The sequence below is a fragment of the Streptomyces sp. NPDC088157 genome (genome assembly GCF_044741545.1).
GTDB lineage: Bacteria > Actinomycetota > Actinomycetes > Streptomycetales > Streptomycetaceae > Streptomyces.
The window spans coordinates 148,654-164,971 of sequence record NZ_JBIUSU010000012.1 but is presented as its reverse complement, the minus strand read 5'-3'; the positions used below and the strand labels follow the sequence as shown (position 1 = coordinate 164,971).

At 70.9% G+C, this 16,318-nt stretch carries 13 protein-coding genes and 1 riboswitch; of the genes, 8 read left to right on the top strand and 5 right to left on the bottom strand.

Going from position 1 to position 16,318, the window contains the following annotated elements:
• The first annotated feature begins 57 nt into the window (after positions 1-57).
• Both ACIPFH_RS37995 and ACIPFH_RS37990 read left to right on the top strand, forming a co-directional pair.
• Positions 58-1,515, top strand: a complete 1,458-nt coding sequence (locus ACIPFH_RS37995) for an amidase family protein (RefSeq protein WP_401833871.1) — start codon at positions 58-60, stop codon at positions 1,513-1,515.
• On the top strand, positions 1,512-2,099 hold the full coding sequence (locus ACIPFH_RS37990) for a flavodoxin family protein (RefSeq protein WP_401833868.1): 588 nt from the start codon (positions 1,512-1,514) through the stop codon (positions 2,097-2,099). Before ACIPFH_RS37995 ends, ACIPFH_RS37990 begins: the two co-directional genes overlap by 4 nt.
• A 33-nt stretch (positions 2,100-2,132) precedes the next feature.
• Here the strand turns inward: ACIPFH_RS37990 and ACIPFH_RS37985 are convergent, their stop codons facing one another.
• From ACIPFH_RS37985 to ACIPFH_RS37970, 4 genes are all read right to left on the bottom strand, one after another.
• Complete coding sequence (locus ACIPFH_RS37985; protein ID WP_401833865.1) at positions 2,133-3,110, bottom strand: ABC transporter permease; 978 nt, start codon at positions 3,108-3,110, stop codon at positions 2,133-2,135.
• Complete coding sequence (locus tag ACIPFH_RS37980; RefSeq protein WP_401833864.1) at positions 3,097-4,065, bottom strand: ABC transporter ATP-binding protein; 969 nt, start codon at positions 4,063-4,065, stop codon at positions 3,097-3,099. Before ACIPFH_RS37980 ends, ACIPFH_RS37985 begins: the two co-directional genes overlap by 14 nt.
• Positions 4,066-4,139: 74 nt before the next feature.
• A complete protein-coding gene (locus tag ACIPFH_RS37975; protein WP_401833862.1) occupies positions 4,140-5,405 on the bottom strand; it encodes an outer membrane lipoprotein carrier protein LolA in 1,266 nt (421 codons plus the stop codon).
• A 479-nt stretch (positions 5,406-5,884) separates the two neighbouring features.
• A complete protein-coding gene (locus ACIPFH_RS37970) occupies positions 5,885-6,895 on the bottom strand; it encodes a polyprenyl synthetase family protein (protein ID WP_401833859.1) in 1,011 nt (336 codons plus the stop codon).
• A 644-nt stretch (positions 6,896-7,539) separates the two neighbouring features.
• Positions 7,540-7,778, top strand: a riboswitch (cyclic di-AMP (ydaO/yuaA leader).
• 3 nt (positions 7,779-7,781) lie between these two features.
• Here ACIPFH_RS37970 and ACIPFH_RS37965 point away from each other — a divergent pair.
• A complete protein-coding gene (locus tag ACIPFH_RS37965; protein WP_401833856.1) occupies positions 7,782-8,255 on the top strand; it encodes a transglycosylase SLT domain-containing protein in 474 nt (157 codons plus the stop codon).
• A 9-nt stretch (positions 8,256-8,264) separates the two neighbouring features.
• On the opposite strand, the gene ACIPFH_RS37960 is transcribed toward ACIPFH_RS37965, so the two are convergent.
• Positions 8,265-9,089, bottom strand: coding sequence for an HAD family hydrolase (locus tag ACIPFH_RS37960; protein WP_401833855.1), 825 nt, complete (start codon positions 9,087-9,089; stop codon positions 8,265-8,267).
• A 404-nt stretch (positions 9,090-9,493) separates the two neighbouring features.
• On the opposite strand from ACIPFH_RS37960, the gene ACIPFH_RS37955 reads away from it, so the two are divergent.
• From ACIPFH_RS37955 to ACIPFH_RS37935, 5 genes are all read left to right on the top strand, one after another.
• Complete coding sequence (locus tag ACIPFH_RS37955; RefSeq protein WP_401833854.1) at positions 9,494-10,558, top strand: GNAT family N-acetyltransferase; 1,065 nt, start codon at positions 9,494-9,496, stop codon at positions 10,556-10,558.
• 161 nt (positions 10,559-10,719) lie between these two features.
• Entirely contained in the window at positions 10,720-12,168 is a 1,449-nt protein-coding gene (locus ACIPFH_RS37950; RefSeq protein WP_401833852.1) for a glycosyltransferase, read from the top strand.
• A 230-nt stretch (positions 12,169-12,398) separates the two neighbouring features.
• A complete protein-coding gene (locus ACIPFH_RS37945) occupies positions 12,399-13,154 on the top strand; it encodes a polysaccharide deacetylase family protein (protein WP_401834018.1) in 756 nt (251 codons plus the stop codon).
• A gap of 189 nt (positions 13,155-13,343) precedes the next feature.
• The gene (locus ACIPFH_RS37940) at positions 13,344-15,284 is read left to right on the top strand and encodes a hypothetical protein (protein WP_401833851.1); all 1,941 of its coding nucleotides are present in this window, start codon (positions 13,344-13,346) and stop codon (positions 15,282-15,284) included.
• Between the two features lie 53 nt (positions 15,285-15,337).
• Positions 15,338-15,946: a hypothetical protein gene (locus tag ACIPFH_RS37935; RefSeq protein ID WP_401833848.1), complete on the top strand. Its 609-nt coding sequence runs from the start codon at positions 15,338-15,340 to the stop codon at positions 15,944-15,946.
• Positions 15,947-16,318 lie beyond the last annotated feature (372 nt).

The window sequence follows — 16,318 nt, the reverse complement described above, 5'->3', positions numbered from 1 at the left end:
GGGACCACACCAGGACCCGGAGCGGGGCCCCCCGGGTTCCCGGATTGGCCGCCGGCCGTGGACATCGCGGCGGCCGTGCGGGCGGGCCGGCTGCCGGCCGTGGACGTGGTCGGCGAGGCGCTCGGACGGATCGCGCGGATCGACCGTTTCCTGTGCGCCTTCTCCGTGGTGTGGGAGGAGCGGGCCCGGGCATGGGCGCGTGAGGTCGATGCGCGGGTCGCCGCGGGCGAGTGGCTGCCGCTGGCCGGGGTGCCGATCGGTGTGAAAGGGCGTCATGGGTTGCGGGCGGCGGGCCCGCTGGTCGCCGCCGGATGCGTGCCGGTGGGGACGACCGCCGTGCCCGGGCCCGGCACCCCCTGGCAGACCTGGGGTGTCGGCGCCCACGGCCGGACCGTGAACCCCTGGCGCGCCGACCGCACACCCGGCGGTTCCTCGGCCGGGTCCGCGGCGGCGGTGGCCGCCGGTCTGGTCCCCCTGGCGACCGGCAGCGACGGCGCGGGCTCGGTGCGGATCCCGGCCGCGTGGTGCGGCGTGATCGGCCTGAAGACCACGAACCGACCGCCACCGCCCGCGACAGGACGGGCGCCCGCCTCCCGGGACGGTACGGGGCTGGCGGCTCCCGGCGTACTCGTCCGCCACGCGGTGGACGCCGAGGCGTACTGGCGGGCCATGACACCGGCGACAGGCACGACGTCCCGGAACCCGGCACCGGGAACTCCTACTGCGCCGCGAGAGCCGGGGACGGGGACGGGTTCAGGGACGGGGACGGGGCCAGGGATGGGGACGGGGACGGGGACGGAATCCTCGGCAGCGGCTTCACGAATGCCTTCCGTGGTGTCCGCCCCGGAGGCTCACGCGCGCGTGACGGGCCGGGGGGAGGCGCGCGAGGGGGTGGTTCCTGCCGTGGTTCCTGCCGTGGCTGCTGTCCCGCCCCTCGCCGTCTTCTCCGCCGACCTCGGCTTCGCCGATCCCGATCCAGGTCCGCTCGCGCTGGCCCGTGCCGCCGCCGGGCGTCTCGCCGAGGCCGGTGTCGTACGGTTGCTGCCGCCTTCCGGGGCGTCCCCGCGTCTGACGGACCCCGCCCCCGCCTGGCTCGCGCTGCGCACCCCGGGCTCGGACCTCCGCGCGGCTGAACAGGTCCGCGACGTCAACGACCGTCTGCTGGCCGGCTTCTTCGCCCGTGCCGCCCTGTTGCTGACCCCGACGACCCCGAACGCCGCACACGGTCACGAAGGTCCGGGCGACCGGTACTCGACCTCGCTCACCTGGGCGTTCAACCTGAGCGGGCATCCGGCGATCAGCGTCCCGGCGGGGATCGGCGCCGACGGCTGTCCGGTGGGGTTGCAGATCGTCGCGGCACACGGCGGGGAGACGGCGCTGTTGGCAGTCGCCCGAGCCGCTCAGGCTGCTCAGGCCGTCCAGCCGTCTGGGTCAAACCTTCCGATACTTGCGCGCGCATATAATGCAGGTGCAGACTATCGTCGTACGCAGACTATCTGGGGGTTCGGATCATGAGCCGACGCAGTTTCCTGTTCGTGCTGGGCAGCAGCCGCCCGGACGGCAACACCGAGTTGCTGGCCCGCGCCGCCGCCGAGCAGTTGCCCTCCGACGTGGAACAGACGTGGATCAGCCTGGCACAACACCCGCTGCCCGACTTCGAGGACCAGCGGCTCGACGCCGACCACGTCCGCCCCACCGAGGGCAGCGCCGCCCTGCTGCTCGACGCCACCCTCGCCGCGACGGACATAGTGATCGCGTCCCCGCTGTACTGGTATTCGGTGTCCGCCCAGACCAAGCGCTACCTGGACCACTGGTCGGGCTGGCTGCGCACCCCCGGCCTCGACTTCAAGGCGACGCTCGCCGGGCGCACGCTCTGGGGCGTCACCGTGCTCGCGGACGACCAGCCGGTCGTCGCCGATCCGCTGGTCGGCACGCTCAACAACTCGGCCGCCTATCTGCGGATGTCCTTCGGCGGGGTACTGCTCGGCAACGGCAGCAAGCCCGGCGACGTCCTCAAGGACACGGAAGCGCTGACGCGCGCGAAGACGTTCTTCGCCGGGGAGACGCCGGCGGCCCGCTTCCTGTGGGAAACCCGCTGAGGCCTGTGCCGTGCCGTCCTGCGCCGTTCCGTCCTATGCCGTGATGTCCTTGGTGGTGAAGCGCGCCCAGGCCGCCGAGCCGAAGACGGCCGCGTACAGGGCCTGGAGGCCGAGGTTCTTCCGCAGGTCGTCCCAGTAGACGGGTTCTCGCATCAGATCGGCGAAGGACAGCCAGTGATGCGAGAAGAAGTACGGCTGCAGCGCGTGCAGTTGGGGGATCTGGTCGAGGATCTGGACCGTGATCAGCAGGCCCACCGTGGTGGCCATCGCCGCGATGCCGCTGCTGGTGAGCGTGGAGACGAACAGACCGAGCGCCGCCACCCCGATCAGGGAGGTGGCGACGACCAGGGCCATCAGCAGTGCCCGCAGCAGCCCGTCGCCGAAGCCGATCCGGGTGCCGGAGATCGTCGTCAGGTCGCCGAGCGGGAAGAGCAGCGCCCCGACCGTCAGCGCCGAGAGCGCGACCACGAGTGTGGCGACCAGGCAGAAGATCATGACGGTCGCGTACTTGGCCAGCAGCAGGCGGGTGCGGCCTGCGGGGGCGACCAGGAGGTAGCGGAGCGTTCCCGCGTTGGCCTCTCCGGCGATCGAGTCGCCCGCGATGACACCGATCGCCATCGGGAGGAAGAACGGCAGAGTCACTGCCAGCGCGGTGAAGACCAGGAACAGGCCGTTGTTGGTGACCTGCGAGATGAACGCGGGCCCCTCGCCGCCGCCCCCTCCCCCACCACCGCGTCCGCCGGACGAGCCGTCGCCCGTCTCGATCCTCACGGCGATCCCCACCAGGACCGGCACGGCCGCGAGCACGCCCAGCAGCGCGAGGGTGCGCCAGCGCCGGAAGGTGGTCAGCAGTTCACTGCGCAGGAGACCGAAGGTCCAGGTCCAGGACCAGTTCGACGGCGGTGCCGTCGGCGTCCCCGCCGGTTTCCGCGTCCCCGTAGGGGTCGGCTTCTGTGAGGAGTCGGGGCTCGGGGTCCCGTCCCGGTCGTCCACCGTGTCAGCCCGCGACATCGAATCCCTCCCCCGTGAGAGCCACGAACGCGTCCTCCAGAGAGGCCCGCTCGACGGCGAAGCCGCGGACGCGGACGCCCGCCGTGACCAGTGCGGCGTTCAGGTCGGCGAGATCGCGGTCCGGTGGCGGCGCCTCGGCACTCACACGGTCCTCGCCGAGGACGACGTCGTCCGCCCCCTGTTCCTTGAGCACCCGGGCCGCGTCCGCCGGGTCCGGGGTCGTCACGACGAGCCGTCCGCGGGCGCCCGCCGAGAGGTCGGACACCGGACCCTGGACGAGCAGCCGGCCCTGCGCCATCACCGCCGCGTGCGTGCACACCTGCTCGATCTCGTCGAGCAGGTGCGAGGAGAGGAAGACGGTCGTGCCCTCCGCGGCCAGCTCCCGGATCAGCGAGCGGATCTCCCGCATGCCCTGCGGATCCAGACCGTTGGTCGGCTCGTCGAGGACGAGCAGGCGGCGGGGCTGGAGCAGGGCGGCGGCGAGGCCCAGACGCTGCTTCATACCGAGGGAGTAGGCCTTCGCCTTCTTGCCGGCGGCGGCGGTCAGTCCCACCCGCTCCAGTGTCGCCGTGACCCTCGCGCGCCGGGTGCGCGGATCGGCCGTCGGGTCGGCGGCGTCGTAGCGGAGCAGGTTGTCCCGGCCGGAGAGGAAACCGTAGAGGGCGGGACCCTCGATGAGGGTCCCGACGTGGGGAAGTACGGCGCGCGCGGCCCGCGGCATGGGTTGCCCCAGGACGCGGGCCGAGCCGGCCGTGGGCTCGATGAGCCCCATCAGCATGCGGATGGTGGTGGTCTTGCCGGAGCCGTTGGGGCCGAGGAAGCCGAAGACGCTGCCCGCCGGGACGGTCAGGTCGAGACCGTCGACGGCGAGCTGTCCGCCGCGGTAGCGCTTGGTGAGGGCGCGGGTGTGGATGACGGCCTCGTCGTCCACGGGCTCCCTCACTGACTTCCCCATCGGCTTTCCCCTTCGGCCTTACCCTTCGCGTTCCCGTCTCCGGCGCCGCTTCACCGGCTGTGCTCCCGCCGCGCCTACTTCGCCGCGTTCGCCGCCTTCACCAGGGCGTCCTTGGTGACCGCGCCGACGTAGACCTTGCCGTCGTCCGTCATCAGGGCGTTGATCAGGCGAGTGGAGAAGACGGTGCCGGAGCCGAACTTGCCGGTCACCTTGTCGCCGAAGGAGCCGAGGAAGCCACCGAGGTCGCCGCCTCCCTCGGAGCCCGAGGGCATGCCCTCGCCGCCGGTGTCGAAGGTGGCGACGGACGTCCAGCCCTCGCCGAGGACGTTGAGACCCTCGAGGCCGTCCGGGCCCTCGAGTTCCTTCGCGAGGTCGCCGGGCTTGCCGGGCTTGCCGGAGTGCCCCGGCGCCGTCTCGCCGGCCTTCCCCTCGTCCGCCTTGCCGGCCTCGTCGCCCTCGGTGACCTTCGCGCCCTTGGGCGCGGTGAAGTCGAAGGTGGACGCGGCGGGCTTGGCGAAGGTGACCTGGGTGAAGCCCGCGTCCACGACGGCGGCGCCGCCGCTCGCCGGGGTCAGCGTGAACTTCAGCGGCAGGCCCGTCTTCGCGTCCACGGCCACGCTGATCGCGCCGACCGTGGAACCGGACTGCTTCGGCTCGACCAGCAGCTTGTAGGCGTCGCGGCCGGCCACCTGGACGGTGCCGTCGACGGTCACGGAGGTCGTGTCGTCGACCGCCTTCAGGGCGTCCTCGGTGAGGTCCTTGGGCGTGGCGGGGACAGGGGTCTCCGCCTTCCCGGAGCTCTCGTCGACGGTGGAGTGATAGACCTCGTTGGAGGCGCTGTCGTACCCCCACACGTTCTTGCCGTTGTGGATGACGCTGTACTCGGCGGCGTTCTCCAGCAGCGAGAGCTTCTGCCGGTCGGGGCCGTCGGCGGCGACGCGCAGGGTGTGCGTGCCGGCGGCGAGTTCGGTGAGCTTGGTGGACGGATCGGCGGACGAACCGTCGCCGCCCTGCTGGACCGCCCCGGAGAGGAGCCCGCTCTCCAGTCCGCCGAGGTCGGGCAGCCCGAGATCGGTGGTGATCTTCACCGTCCCGGACAGCTGCTGTACGTCCGATGCGGCGATCTTGTCGAGGAGCTGCTGTGCGGTGATCTTCGGCAGGTCGGGGTCGCCGGAGTCGGCCAGCGCCGGGACCAGCCCGATCGTCGCCGCCGCGACACCGATCACGGTGACCGGGACGATGTACCGCGCCGCCTTGCGCCGTCCGAGGCGCAGGTCGTCGGTCTCCCCGCCGGTCGGCTCCCCGCCGGTCGTGGTGTCGTCGGATGCCTTCGGTGCCATGTGTGCCTTACCTCCGTCGTCGGCGGCGGCCGGTCATCTCACGCTGTTAACGTCCCCACCCCAAGCCGCCATTCTCACCCGAATCGGTGAGGAGTGGTGTTTTCCGTGGTTCCCATCTGACCAAATCGGCCACTGGGAAGCGTCAACCCGAGGGCTCAACTCCACTACGTCTGCGGTATGACACGAAGGTGACGAGGCGCCATCCGACCCGTAGGGGTCGTCGGACCCGTAGGGGCCATCCGGCCTATTGGGATCGTCGGAACCGTAGGGACCCGTAGCCGCCATCCGACCCGTAGGGATCGCCGGACCCGTAGGCGCCATCCGACCCGTAAGGATCGGCAGACCCGTAGGCGCCATCCGACCCGTAAGGATCGGCAGACCCGTAGGGATCGTCGGATCGAAGGACCCGAAGGACCCGAAGGACCCGAAGGAGCCGTCGGACCCGATGGGTCATTCGGCCCGTAGAGGTACCCGGGGGGTCAGCCCGCCCGGTGGACCACCGCGTCGCAGAGTTCCATCAGCGACGCCTTCGCGTCGCACTCCCGCAACGGCGCCAGCGCGGACCGCGCTTCCTTCGCGTACCGCACGGTGTCCCGGCGGGCCTGCTCCAGCGCCGGGTGGGCCCGGAGCGCCTCCAGCGCCTCGGTGTGCCGGGCGTCGTCGCTCAGGTCGGAGTCCAGCAGCTCGCACAGTGCGATGTCCTCGGGCAGCGACAGCCGCGCCGCCCGCTCCCGCAGCCGCAGCACGGGCAGCGTGGGAACGCCCTCGCGCAGGTCCGTCCCCGGCGTCTTGCCCGACTCGTGCGAGTCGGACGCGATGTCCAGGACGTCGTCCGCCAGCTGGAAGGCGACGCCGAGCCGCTCCCCGTACTGCGTCAGCACGTCGACGACCGTCTCGTCGGCGCCCGACATCATCGCCCCGAACCGGCAGGCCACGGCCACCAGCGAGCCCGTCTTGCCGCCGAGCACGTCGAGGTAGTGATCGACCGGGTCCCGTCCGTCCGTGGGGCCCGCCGTCTCCAGGATCTGGCCGGTGACCAGCCGCTCGAACGCCTCCGCCTGCACCCGCACGGCCTCCGGCCCGAGGTCGGCCAGGATGTGGGAGGCCCGCGCGAAGAGGAAGTCACCCGTGAGGACGGCGACGGAGTTCCCCCAGCGGCTGTTCGCGCTGGACACCCCGCGCCGCACGGCGGCCTCGTCCATCACGTCGTCGTGGTACAGCGTGGCCAGGTGGGTCAGCTCCACCACCACGGCCGACGGCACGATACCCGGCGCGTAGGGGTCACCGAACTGCGACGCGAGCACGACGAGCAGCGGCCGGAACCGCTTCCCGCCCGCTCGTACGAGGTGCTGGGCGGCCTCCGTGATGAACGGGACCTCACTCTTGGTGGCCTCGAGCAAGCCTTCCTCGACAGCCGCCAATCCGGCCTGGACATCGGCTTCCAGAGCCTGGTCCCGCACGCTCAGCCCGAACGGCCCGACGACGGTCACGAGGGGTCTCCTGTCTGCTGGTGTCTACTGGCGATTACGCGGTTTGTCGATAGGTCTCTGCCATCACTCAAGTCAGCGTATCCGGTCACGTTTCGATCACCGATAGCCCCCACGTCCCCCAGGCTCGAATGGGCTCGCCCGGGAGGGGCCGCGCAGGCCAGGCGGTATCGGATCACGCCCGATATGTTTTTGATCAGCTCAGATGAGCGGACATAAACAAAATTGCCGGGAAACGGTGAATCATGCCTCGCGCCGAGGTTGCCACCGGGCCGGCGAGCTCGCCCAGCCCCTCTCCGCGTGACGACGATCACGCGTCCCGTTCAGGCCTCCCCCGCCCGGAGCCGCCACTGCGGACCCACTCCCGCCATCAGCAAGCGCACGCGACCCACCGGCAGTGCTTTAACGATGAGTTGGGCCTAATGCCCGTTTCGCCGTGCTTGTGAACGCTGGTGAGTTGGCTCACTCCCCGCGGCGATCCGACACGAGTTCACTCTTCACCGATTCTCCGCACTCCTTAAGCAAGTTGAAGCTTTGCACCCACAAAGGATCAAGCGCCCCATAGGTCACAGACCAAGGTCAATAGGGGTGATCTGTGAATCCGCTACTTGTTTCGGACATGTGCTCTCGCATACGTTCCGGGCCTGTCGGGCGGAACGCCGAATCCTGCCGCCGCCCGAACCACCCATCGACAACGCTCGGCAGGAGCGGGGGAACCAGGTAGGTCGCCACACCGGATGTTCCGAATGTCTTGGATGTCTTTGATATTCAAGATGTTCCGGACAGACCGGTACGGCTTGGGGTGAAGTCGCGGCCGTCAGGACGCGACCGGGCAGCTCCCGCCCGAACCCGACAGCTCACCTCGCAGGCGCCGGAGAGGAAATTCGTCATGCCCGCTGCCGCTCAGCCGCGCCGCAACCGTCTCGTCCGCACGCTCACCGTCGCCGTCACCGGCGCGGCCGTGCTCGCCCTCCCGATCATCGGCGCGACCAGCGCCTCCGCGGCCACGCCGACCGTCTCCACCGCCTCCAGCCTCGGCTACGCCAACAACCTCGACGGCTGGATCCGGGCCTCCCTGCAGGTCATGGGGCAGCACGGCATCCCGGGGACGTACAACGGCATCTACCGCAACGTCATCCGCGAGTCCTCGGGCAACCCCAACGCCATCAACCTCTGGGACTCCAACGCGGCCGCGGGCATCCCGTCCAAGGGCCTGCTCCAGGTCATCGACCCGACCTTCCGCGCCTACCACGTCGAGGGCACGTCGTGGGACTCCTACGACCCGGTCGCCAACATCACCGCCGCCTGCAACTACGCGGCCGCGCGGTACGGCTCGATCGACAACGTGTTCGGCGCGTACTGACCGTTCCGTTCAGGGAAACAGTCGTTCGAGGACGACGGCCACGCCGTCGTCCTCGTTCGACGTCGTCACCTCGTCGGCCATCGACTTGAGTTCCGGATGGGCGTTGGCCATGGCGACACCACGAGCCGCCCAGTCGAACATCGGGATGTCGTTGGGCATGTCCCCGAAGGCGATGGTGTCCTCCGGCCGCAGCCCCAGGCGTTCGGCGGCCAGGGCCAGACCCGTCGCCTTGGTGATCCCGCAGGGCTGAAGCTCGACCGTGCCCGGACCCGACATGGTGACGGTGGCCAGCGAGCCGACCACCGAACGGGCCGTCGCCGCCAACTCGTCGTCCGACAGGGTGGGATGGCGCAGCAGCACCTTGCTGACCGGTTCGCACCACAGGTCGTCGCGCCGGCCGACGCGCAGGGCGGGCAGCGTCGGGTGCGGCATGCGGTAGCCCGGCTCGATGAGCGTCAGCCCGTCGACACCGTCCTGGTCGACGGCCGCGTACAGCTGCCCGACCTCCGCCTCGATCTTGCCGAGCGCTGTCTCGGCCAGCTCCCGGTCCAGGGTGACCGACCACAGCAGACGGTCCGCGCCGGCGTCGTACAACTGCGCGCCCTGCCCGCACACCGCGAGCCCCCTCCTGTGCAGCCGTTCGAGCAGCGGGCGCACCCGGGGCGCGGGCCGTCCCGTCACCACCAGGTGGCGTGCGCCGGCGGCCGCCACCCGCGCGAGTGCGTCGAGCGACCGGTCCGAGAAGGTGTCGTCGCCGCGAAGCAGCGTTCCGTCCAGGTCGGTGGCGATGAGGGAGTACGCGGTGCGCGCGGCATATGCGGTAGGTGCGGCCATGATCAGAGAATACGGATCCCACGCCCCTCGGGTTCGACGCGAACCGGACGGCGGTCATGTCCTGTCCTGTTCTGCCAACTCCCCTTGTACCGCTGGCTTTGAACGACTGACTGCCGACTGACTCCCGATTGCCCGCCGACTGCCCGCCGACTGCCCGCCGACTGACTACGGGTCGGCCGCGGCCCGGGTGCGGACCGGCTGCGGACCAGTTGCGGACCGGCTGCGGCTCGCCTCTGCGGAGATGCTTTCTGGCACATCGCCGGGTAGCGGACGGTTAAAGGCCTCTGCACCGATTGGCAACAACATGCGACGCTACCTACCGCGACGAGCAGGTGGAGCGGTACCGTCCAGGTGTCCAGGGGGGACTTGATCGGGGGGTCAGGTTGAGCAGTGGGCGCATTCGTGTGCTGAGGCCACAGGACCTCGGCGAGGGGGAGAGGGAGCGATGGCGCGCGTTGCGTGCCGCGTCGACGCTTCCGCGAAACCCCTTCATGGAACCGGAGTTCACCGACGCCGCGGGCCTGGTAAGGCCGCACGCGCGCGTGGCGGTGGTGTACGAGGGGCGTGAGCCGGTCGGCTTCCTGCCCCACGAGCGGGGCCGGCTCGGCCAGGGCCAGGCCCTCGCGTACGGCGTCTCGGACGCGCAGGGTGCGGTGCTTGCCCCGGGTCTCGGGCTGAACGCCGCCGAACTGATGCGGGCGTGCTCCCTGTCGAGCTTCGCCTTCGACAACCTGGAGGCGGAGCAGGGGCTGTTCACCCCGCACGCGGCCGAGGAGTACGCCTCTTATGTCATCGACGTGGAAAAGGGTTACGAGACCTACGAGTCCGTACTGCGCTCCCAGTCACCGAAGTTCCTGAAGACGACTCTGGCCAAGGAGCGCAGGCTCGGCCGTCAGGTCGGGGAACTGCGGTTCGTGTTCGACGAACGCGATCCGGCCGCGTTGCGCACGCTCATGGCGTGGAAGTCCGCGCAGTACCGAAGGACCGGCCGCCGCGACCGGTTCGCGCAGGAGTGGATCACCCGGCTCGTGTACGCGCTCGCCGAGACGCGTGCGCACGAGTGTTCCGGCACGCTCTCCGTCCTCTACGCCGGCGACCAGCCGATCGCCGCGCACTTCGGGCTGCGCTCGTCGACCGTCCTGGCCTGTTGGTTCCCGTCGTACGAACCGGAGTTCGCGAAGTTCTCACCCGGCCTGGTGCTGCATCTGCGGATGGCCGAGTCGGCCGCCGCCGAGGGCATCGGCCTGCTCGACCTGGGGCGGGGCGCGGCCGAGTACAAGGACTCGCTGAAGACCGGGGAGATTCCCGTGTACGAGGGAGCGTGGTCGCGCCCCGGGGTGGGCGCCGCGCTGTACTGGCTCAGCCGTGAGCCGTCCCGCCGCGCACACCACTTCGTCCGCAACCGGCCGAGGCTCGCCGCGGCGGCCGCACAGACCTTGAAGGGCGCGGGCCGACTGCGCCGATCGTGACGGTCACGACGATCCCGACGATCCCGACGATCACAACGGTCACGACGCCTGGGCTCGGTCGGTGCGATCCGCACGGTCCGCCGTCGGCGCGGTCGGCGCGGTCGGCGCGGTCGGCGCGGTCGGCATGCTCAGGACGGTCATGAGACAAGGGGGGTGGGTTCATGTCCCGCGCAAGAGGGGTGCAGCAGGAGGTACAGAGGTTCCTCGGCATCCGGCCGGTGCAGATCGCCGAGCTGGAACTGGACGGCAGTGGCGTGCTGAGACCCGGTCCCGGCAGCCCGCCCGTCACTCCGGGCGAGGTGTTCGTACTGGTCAGGAGCGGTGGCCGACCGATCGGGACGCTTCTCGGGCAGGTCCCGGAGGGCGCCGATCCGAAGTCGGTCCTCATGGACCTGGCCACTCGGAACCATGGTGCGGCCCAGCCGGCCGGGGCCGGGCGCGCCGGGGTCGGGTCCGGTGGGTCCGATGGATCCGGTGGGACCGGGGCTTCCGGGGCTTCCGGGGCTTCCGGGGCTTCCGGGGCTTCCGGGGCTTCCGGGGCTTCCGGGGCGGAGCCTGCCAGGAGGGGTCACTCTGCGGCAGGGCTCGCTCGTCCGCCCGGTCCGGCGCATGGCCCGGCGCCCGTACCGTTCACCACCGTCGTCATCGCCACCCGTGAACGCGCCGAGAAGCTCGTCCACGCCCTCGACTCGCTGCTCGCCCAGGATCATCCGGACTTCGAGATCGTCGTCGTCGACAACGCGCCCGTGACCCGAGCGACCCGGGATCTGGTGGAACGCAAGTACGCCGAGCGCGTGCGGTACGTGACCGAACCGGTGCCCGGTCTCGCCGTCGCGCACAACAAGGGCGTCGAGGCCGCGCGGGGCGAGGTGACCGCCTTCACCGACGACGACGTCGTGGCGGACCCGCGCTGGCTCACGGAACTCACGGCGCCCTTCGCCGCCGACCCCGGCCTCGGCTGCGCCACCGGCCTGATCCTGCCGGCCCGGCTGGGCACCCCCGCCCAGGTCCTCCTGGAGAGCCACGGCGGCTTCGCCAAGGGCTTCGCGGCCCGCACCTACGACCCGAAGGACCCGCCCGCCGACGAACCGCTGTTCCCCTTCACCGCGGGCCGTTTCGGCTCCGGCGCCAACATGGCCTTCCGGACGGAGGTCCTGCGGGCGGTCGGCGGCTTCGATCCGGCGACCGGCGCGGGTACGCCGGCGCGGGGCGGCGACGACCTCTACGGGTTCGTCCGGGTCCTCGCCGAGGGCCACCGGCTGCACTACACCCCGCAGGCCCTGGTCTGGCACCACCACCGGGAGACCTGGAGGGACCTGGAGACCCAGGCGTACTGCTACGGCGCCGGCCTCACCGCCTACCTCACCGCGATCCTCGTCAACCGTCCCAGCCTGCTGCCCGCCTTCCTGGCCCGGCTGCCCCGGGGGCTCGCCCACGCGCGGACGCTGACGGCCAGCCGGGAGGCCGAGGCGGACGGCGCGCCCGGCGGACACGACGACCGGAGCCATGCCTGGCCCGGACGGCTGTCCCGGCTGCAGCGGCGCGGCATGCTCTACGGGCCGGTGGGCTATCTGCGGGCCCGGCGCGCGCTGCGAGGTGCTGCGCGATGACGGCGTTCGCGCACAGACCCGACGCCGACAACGGTGGCGGCAACCGTGAAGGCGCCCGTGGTGACGGCCGTGAGGATGGCCGTGGTGGTGGCCTTGGCGGTGCCCGTGGTGACGGACATGACGGTTCCCGCAGTGGTGCCCATGGTGACGGACATGACGGTTCCCGCAGTGGTGCCCATGTCGATGGCCGTGGTGTGGGCAGCATTCCGGTGTTCCTGTACCACGCCGTGATGGAGGATCCGCCCGGCTGGATCGCCGAGTTCACCGTCAGCCCACGGCAGTTCTGCGCGCACCTGGACGCCGTCGTCGACAGCGGCCGTACGCCCGTCACGATCAGCGCGCTCGCCGACCATCTCGCCGGGCGGGCGCCGCTGCCGTCCCGGCCGGTGCTGCTCACCTTCGACGACGGCTTCGCCGATCTGCCCGGTGCGACCGCCGAGGCACTGGCCGGGCGGGGGCTGTCCGCCACCGCCTATCTCACCACCGGAGCGATCACGCGGGGCGGGCGCAGCCTGCTGCCGCCCGCGCCGATGATGACGCTGGAGCAGGCGGCCGACCTCGAGCGGTACGGCATGGAGATCGGCAGCCACACCGTCACCCACGCGCAGTTGGACACGCTCGCGCCCCGCGCACTCGCGCAGGAACTGCGGTCGTCACGCTCGGTGTTGGAGGACGCCCTCGGCCACCGCGTCCGTCATCTCGCCTACCCGCACGGCTACAACAGCGGACGGGTACGGCGCATGGCGGCGGCCGCGGGCTACGAGACGGCCACCGCGGTGCGGCACGCGCTCAGTTCCGACCGCGACGAGCACTACCGCATCGCCCGGCTGATCGTGCGCCGCGGCCACACCGTCGCCGATGTCCGAAGCTGGCTGGCGGGATCCGGCGCCCGTGTGGCTCCGTATCGCGACGGACCCAGGACGGTCGGCTGGCGGTGGTACCGGCGCGCCCGCGCCGTCGTGCACGGACCCGAGTTCGCCGGATGAGTCGAGGCCGGGTGAATCGGGCCGGGCGAGTCGGGGCTGGGCGAGTCGAGGCCGGGCGAGCGAGCGAGTGCGTGCGCGAGTGAGTGAGTGCGCGAGTGAGTGCGCGAGTGAGTGAATGCGTGAGCCGGGGCCGGTCAGTCGAGTTCGACGATTTTGGTGTGAAAAGAAGAGAAAATTCCTATAGTTGGCATGAGGGAGGGGGGCCTCGACGTGCACCAAAACGTGCCTGTACCGAGCACGCCTGTGCCGAGCACCGAGAGCAGTGAGCTGCCCACCCCTGATCTCTCCACCGCACCGGGTCGCCCGAGCCCGACCAGCGGCGATGACCGCAGATCCTGGCGGATCCCACGCCGTCCACCGGACGCGAGCCTGCTGACGCTGCTGCTCGCCACCGGGCTGTGGGTGTACGCGCTGCCCCGTATCGGCTTCCGCGAGATGGGCGACTACGGCCTGCTGGACCGACTGCCGGTCACCTACTACCTCTCGCTGCTGGTCCTCACCGCGGGCTTCGTCCTCAGCCTGCGGCGCGCGGGCACCGCACCCTGGTGGCCCGCCGCGCACTGTGCCGCACTGCTCTTCGCGCTGAAGGCGCCGCCGGCGGTGCTGTACGACGCGGTGCGCTATCCGTGGGCCTCCAAGCACGACGCCGTCGTCAACACGCTGCTCGCCAACGGCGAACTGCGTCCGGGCGCGGCGCTGTCGGGCAACATGTCCGCGTACGACCAGTGGCCGGGCTTCTTCACCCTCAACGCCGGTCTGGTCCGCGCCTTCGGCGTCGAGAGCGCCGCCGTGTACGCCAACTGGGCGCCGATCGTCCTGGGCCTGCTCATGATGCCGGTGCTGGTCCTGATCTACCGCACGTTCTGCGAGGACTGGCGGCTGGTGTGGACCGCCGTGTGGATCTTCCAGCTCGCCAACTGGGTGGGCCAGGACTACTTCGCCCCGCAGGCGCTCGCGTACCTGCTGCATCTGACGGTCCTCGCGGTGGTGCTGCGGCACTTCGTGCGGCCCGGGTCCGCCGGACGGCTGCGGGACCGCACCTTCCTCGACCCTGTGGCCGCCCCGGTCCCGCCGCCCACAGGACGCAGGCAGCGCGCGGTGTGCGTGGTGATCCTCGCCCCGCTGATCGCCGCCATCAACGCCACGCACCAGCTCACACCGGTGATGCTCACCATCTGTCTGGTCGCGCTCAGCCTCACCCGCCGCTACCGCAACTACGGGCTGCTGGTCGTCGCCGCGCTGCTGATGCTCACCTGGGACCTGACCATGGGGCGTCCGCTGTTCGTCGAGACGCTCTCCACCATCAGGAAGTCGATCGGCGAGCTGACGGAGAACTCCCGCGCGGGATACGCGGGACAGCTCACCGGGCCCGGGCCCGAACTCGCCGGCACTGCCAACGTGGTGATGGTGCTCGCGATCGCCGTCCTCGCCGGGACCGCCGTCGTGCTGCGGCGCAGACTGACCCGCAGCGCACTGCCGCTGCTGCTGGTGTCCGTCGCCCCGGTACCGCTGTTCGCCGTCAACGACTACGGCGGCGAAATGCTCTTCCGCGTCTATCTCTTCGCCCTGCCGGGAGCGGCCTTCTTCGCCGCCGCCGCGCTCGTGCCGGCCGTCGTGGGGACTCACCGCAGCAGGGCGAAGGCACTGCGGCGCAGGGTCGCGGCGGTCGCGCTGCCGGCCGTTCTGCTGATGCTGCTGGCCGGCTTCATGCCGTCGTACTACGGCAAGGAGAAGATGTTCTACACGCCGCCGGAGGAGACGGCCCTGGTCACCAGGGCCCTCGACAACGCCCCCGACGGCTCGCTGATCCTCGCCACCAGCGGCTCCTTCCCGCAGGCGCTCCACCACTACGACCGCCTCGAACACTGGTTCTTCGCCGAACAGGCGCTGCCCGAGAACGCGAAGATGCTGAGGGATCCGGCCAGGTACCTCGCGGACGGGATCCCACCGGGCGAGAAGGCGTACGTCGTCCTCACCCGCACCCAGGACATCTACGCCGCCGGCGAGGGCCTGCTGCCGCCCGGCGGCTTCGAGACCCTGCGTTCGAAGCTGTCCGCCTCACCCCTCTTCCGGACCATCGAAAGCCATCCGTACGGGATCGTCCTCGAGTACCGCCCCGCCACTCCCTGATCACCACCGCGACGACCACGATGACCATGACGAATGACCACAAGGTGATCGAATTGACGACCGCAGACTCCGCGGGCATCGGCAACAGGGACGTCGACAACGAGGTCTTCCACAACGAGGTGGGCGAGGGCGGCGAGATGGACGAGGCCATGGACGACGGGGTCATCAATCACGCGGGCGTAAACCACGGGGGCGTAAACCACGGGGGCGTGGACGGCGAGGTCATGGACGACTCCGAAGCTGCCAAGGGCATCAGGGTCTCCGCCACTCACCTGAGAGTCCTCGTCGCCGCCTCGGGCTGGCTTGCACTGGCCGCCACCGCCGTACCCGGTCCCTCTCCGCTGCGCTGGATTCCGGTACTGCTGTTCGTCCTGTTCGGTCCGGGCTGCGCTGCGCTCTATCCACAGCCGGGCGGCCTGGCCTCCGGCGCCAGGCTGGAGGCGGTCGCACTCGCCGCGCCCGTCAGCCTCTCGCTCGAAGTACTCACCGCCACATCGTTGTTCCTGGTGGAAGCCTTCTCGATGACCGCCTTCCTCGTCTCGCTCGCCTGCTTCACCACGGTCACCGCGGCCCTGCCGGGGCTGCCACTGCCCGCCGCGCGGCGCGGCGCGGTCGAACGCGCCAAGGTCAGGCGCGGGCCCTCCGGCGGCAGTGACACATGACGAGCCGGCATCGGCGACGCGGCCCACGCAAGCCGACCGATCCGCGCGGGGACAGGAGCATGGAGGACCACATGGGGGACGACGTGGCAGGCGACTTGGGGGGCGACCTGGGGGCCGGATCCGAGGCCGGATCCGAGGCCGGATCCAAGGCCGGGTTCAAGGACCCTTCGGGGGCGGGTTCGGAAAGTACGTCGGGGGACGACCCGGTGGGCCGCTCGGGAAATGACACGGTGGGTCGCTCGGACAAGCGCTCAGGGAACGACCCGAGGGATACCTCGGGGGGCGCCCCGGAGGACGACTCGCGGCCTGAATCGGAGGACGGCCCAGGGCCCAAGTCGGGGCCCGGCTCAGGGCCCGGCTCAGGGCCCGGCC

Coding starts and splice junctions, on each gene's coding strand:
- ACIPFH_RS37960 (WP_401833855.1), bottom strand. CDS start 9,089: ATGGCCGCACCTACCGCATATGCCGCGCGCACCGCGTACTCCCTCATC.
- ACIPFH_RS37965 (WP_401833856.1), top strand. CDS start 7,782: ATGCCCGCTGCCGCTCAGCCGCGCCGCAACCGTCTCGTCCGCACGCTC.
- ACIPFH_RS37985 (WP_401833865.1), bottom strand. CDS start 3,110: ATGTCGCGGGCTGACACGGTGGACGACCGGGACGGGACCCCGAGCCCC.
- ACIPFH_RS37945 (WP_401834018.1), top strand. CDS start 12,399: ATGGAGGATCCGCCCGGCTGGATCGCCGAGTTCACCGTCAGCCCACGG.
- ACIPFH_RS37950 (WP_401833852.1), top strand. CDS start 10,720: ATGTCCCGCGCAAGAGGGGTGCAGCAGGAGGTACAGAGGTTCCTCGGC.
- ACIPFH_RS37990 (WP_401833868.1), top strand. CDS start 1,512: ATGAGCCGACGCAGTTTCCTGTTCGTGCTGGGCAGCAGCCGCCCGGAC.
- ACIPFH_RS37940 (WP_401833851.1), top strand. CDS start 13,344: ATGAGGGAGGGGGGCCTCGACGTGCACCAAAACGTGCCTGTACCGAGC.
- ACIPFH_RS37975 (WP_401833862.1), bottom strand. CDS start 5,405: ATGGCACCGAAGGCATCCGACGACACCACGACCGGCGGGGAGCCGACC.
- ACIPFH_RS37980 (WP_401833864.1), bottom strand. CDS start 4,065: ATGGGGAAGTCAGTGAGGGAGCCCGTGGACGACGAGGCCGTCATCCAC.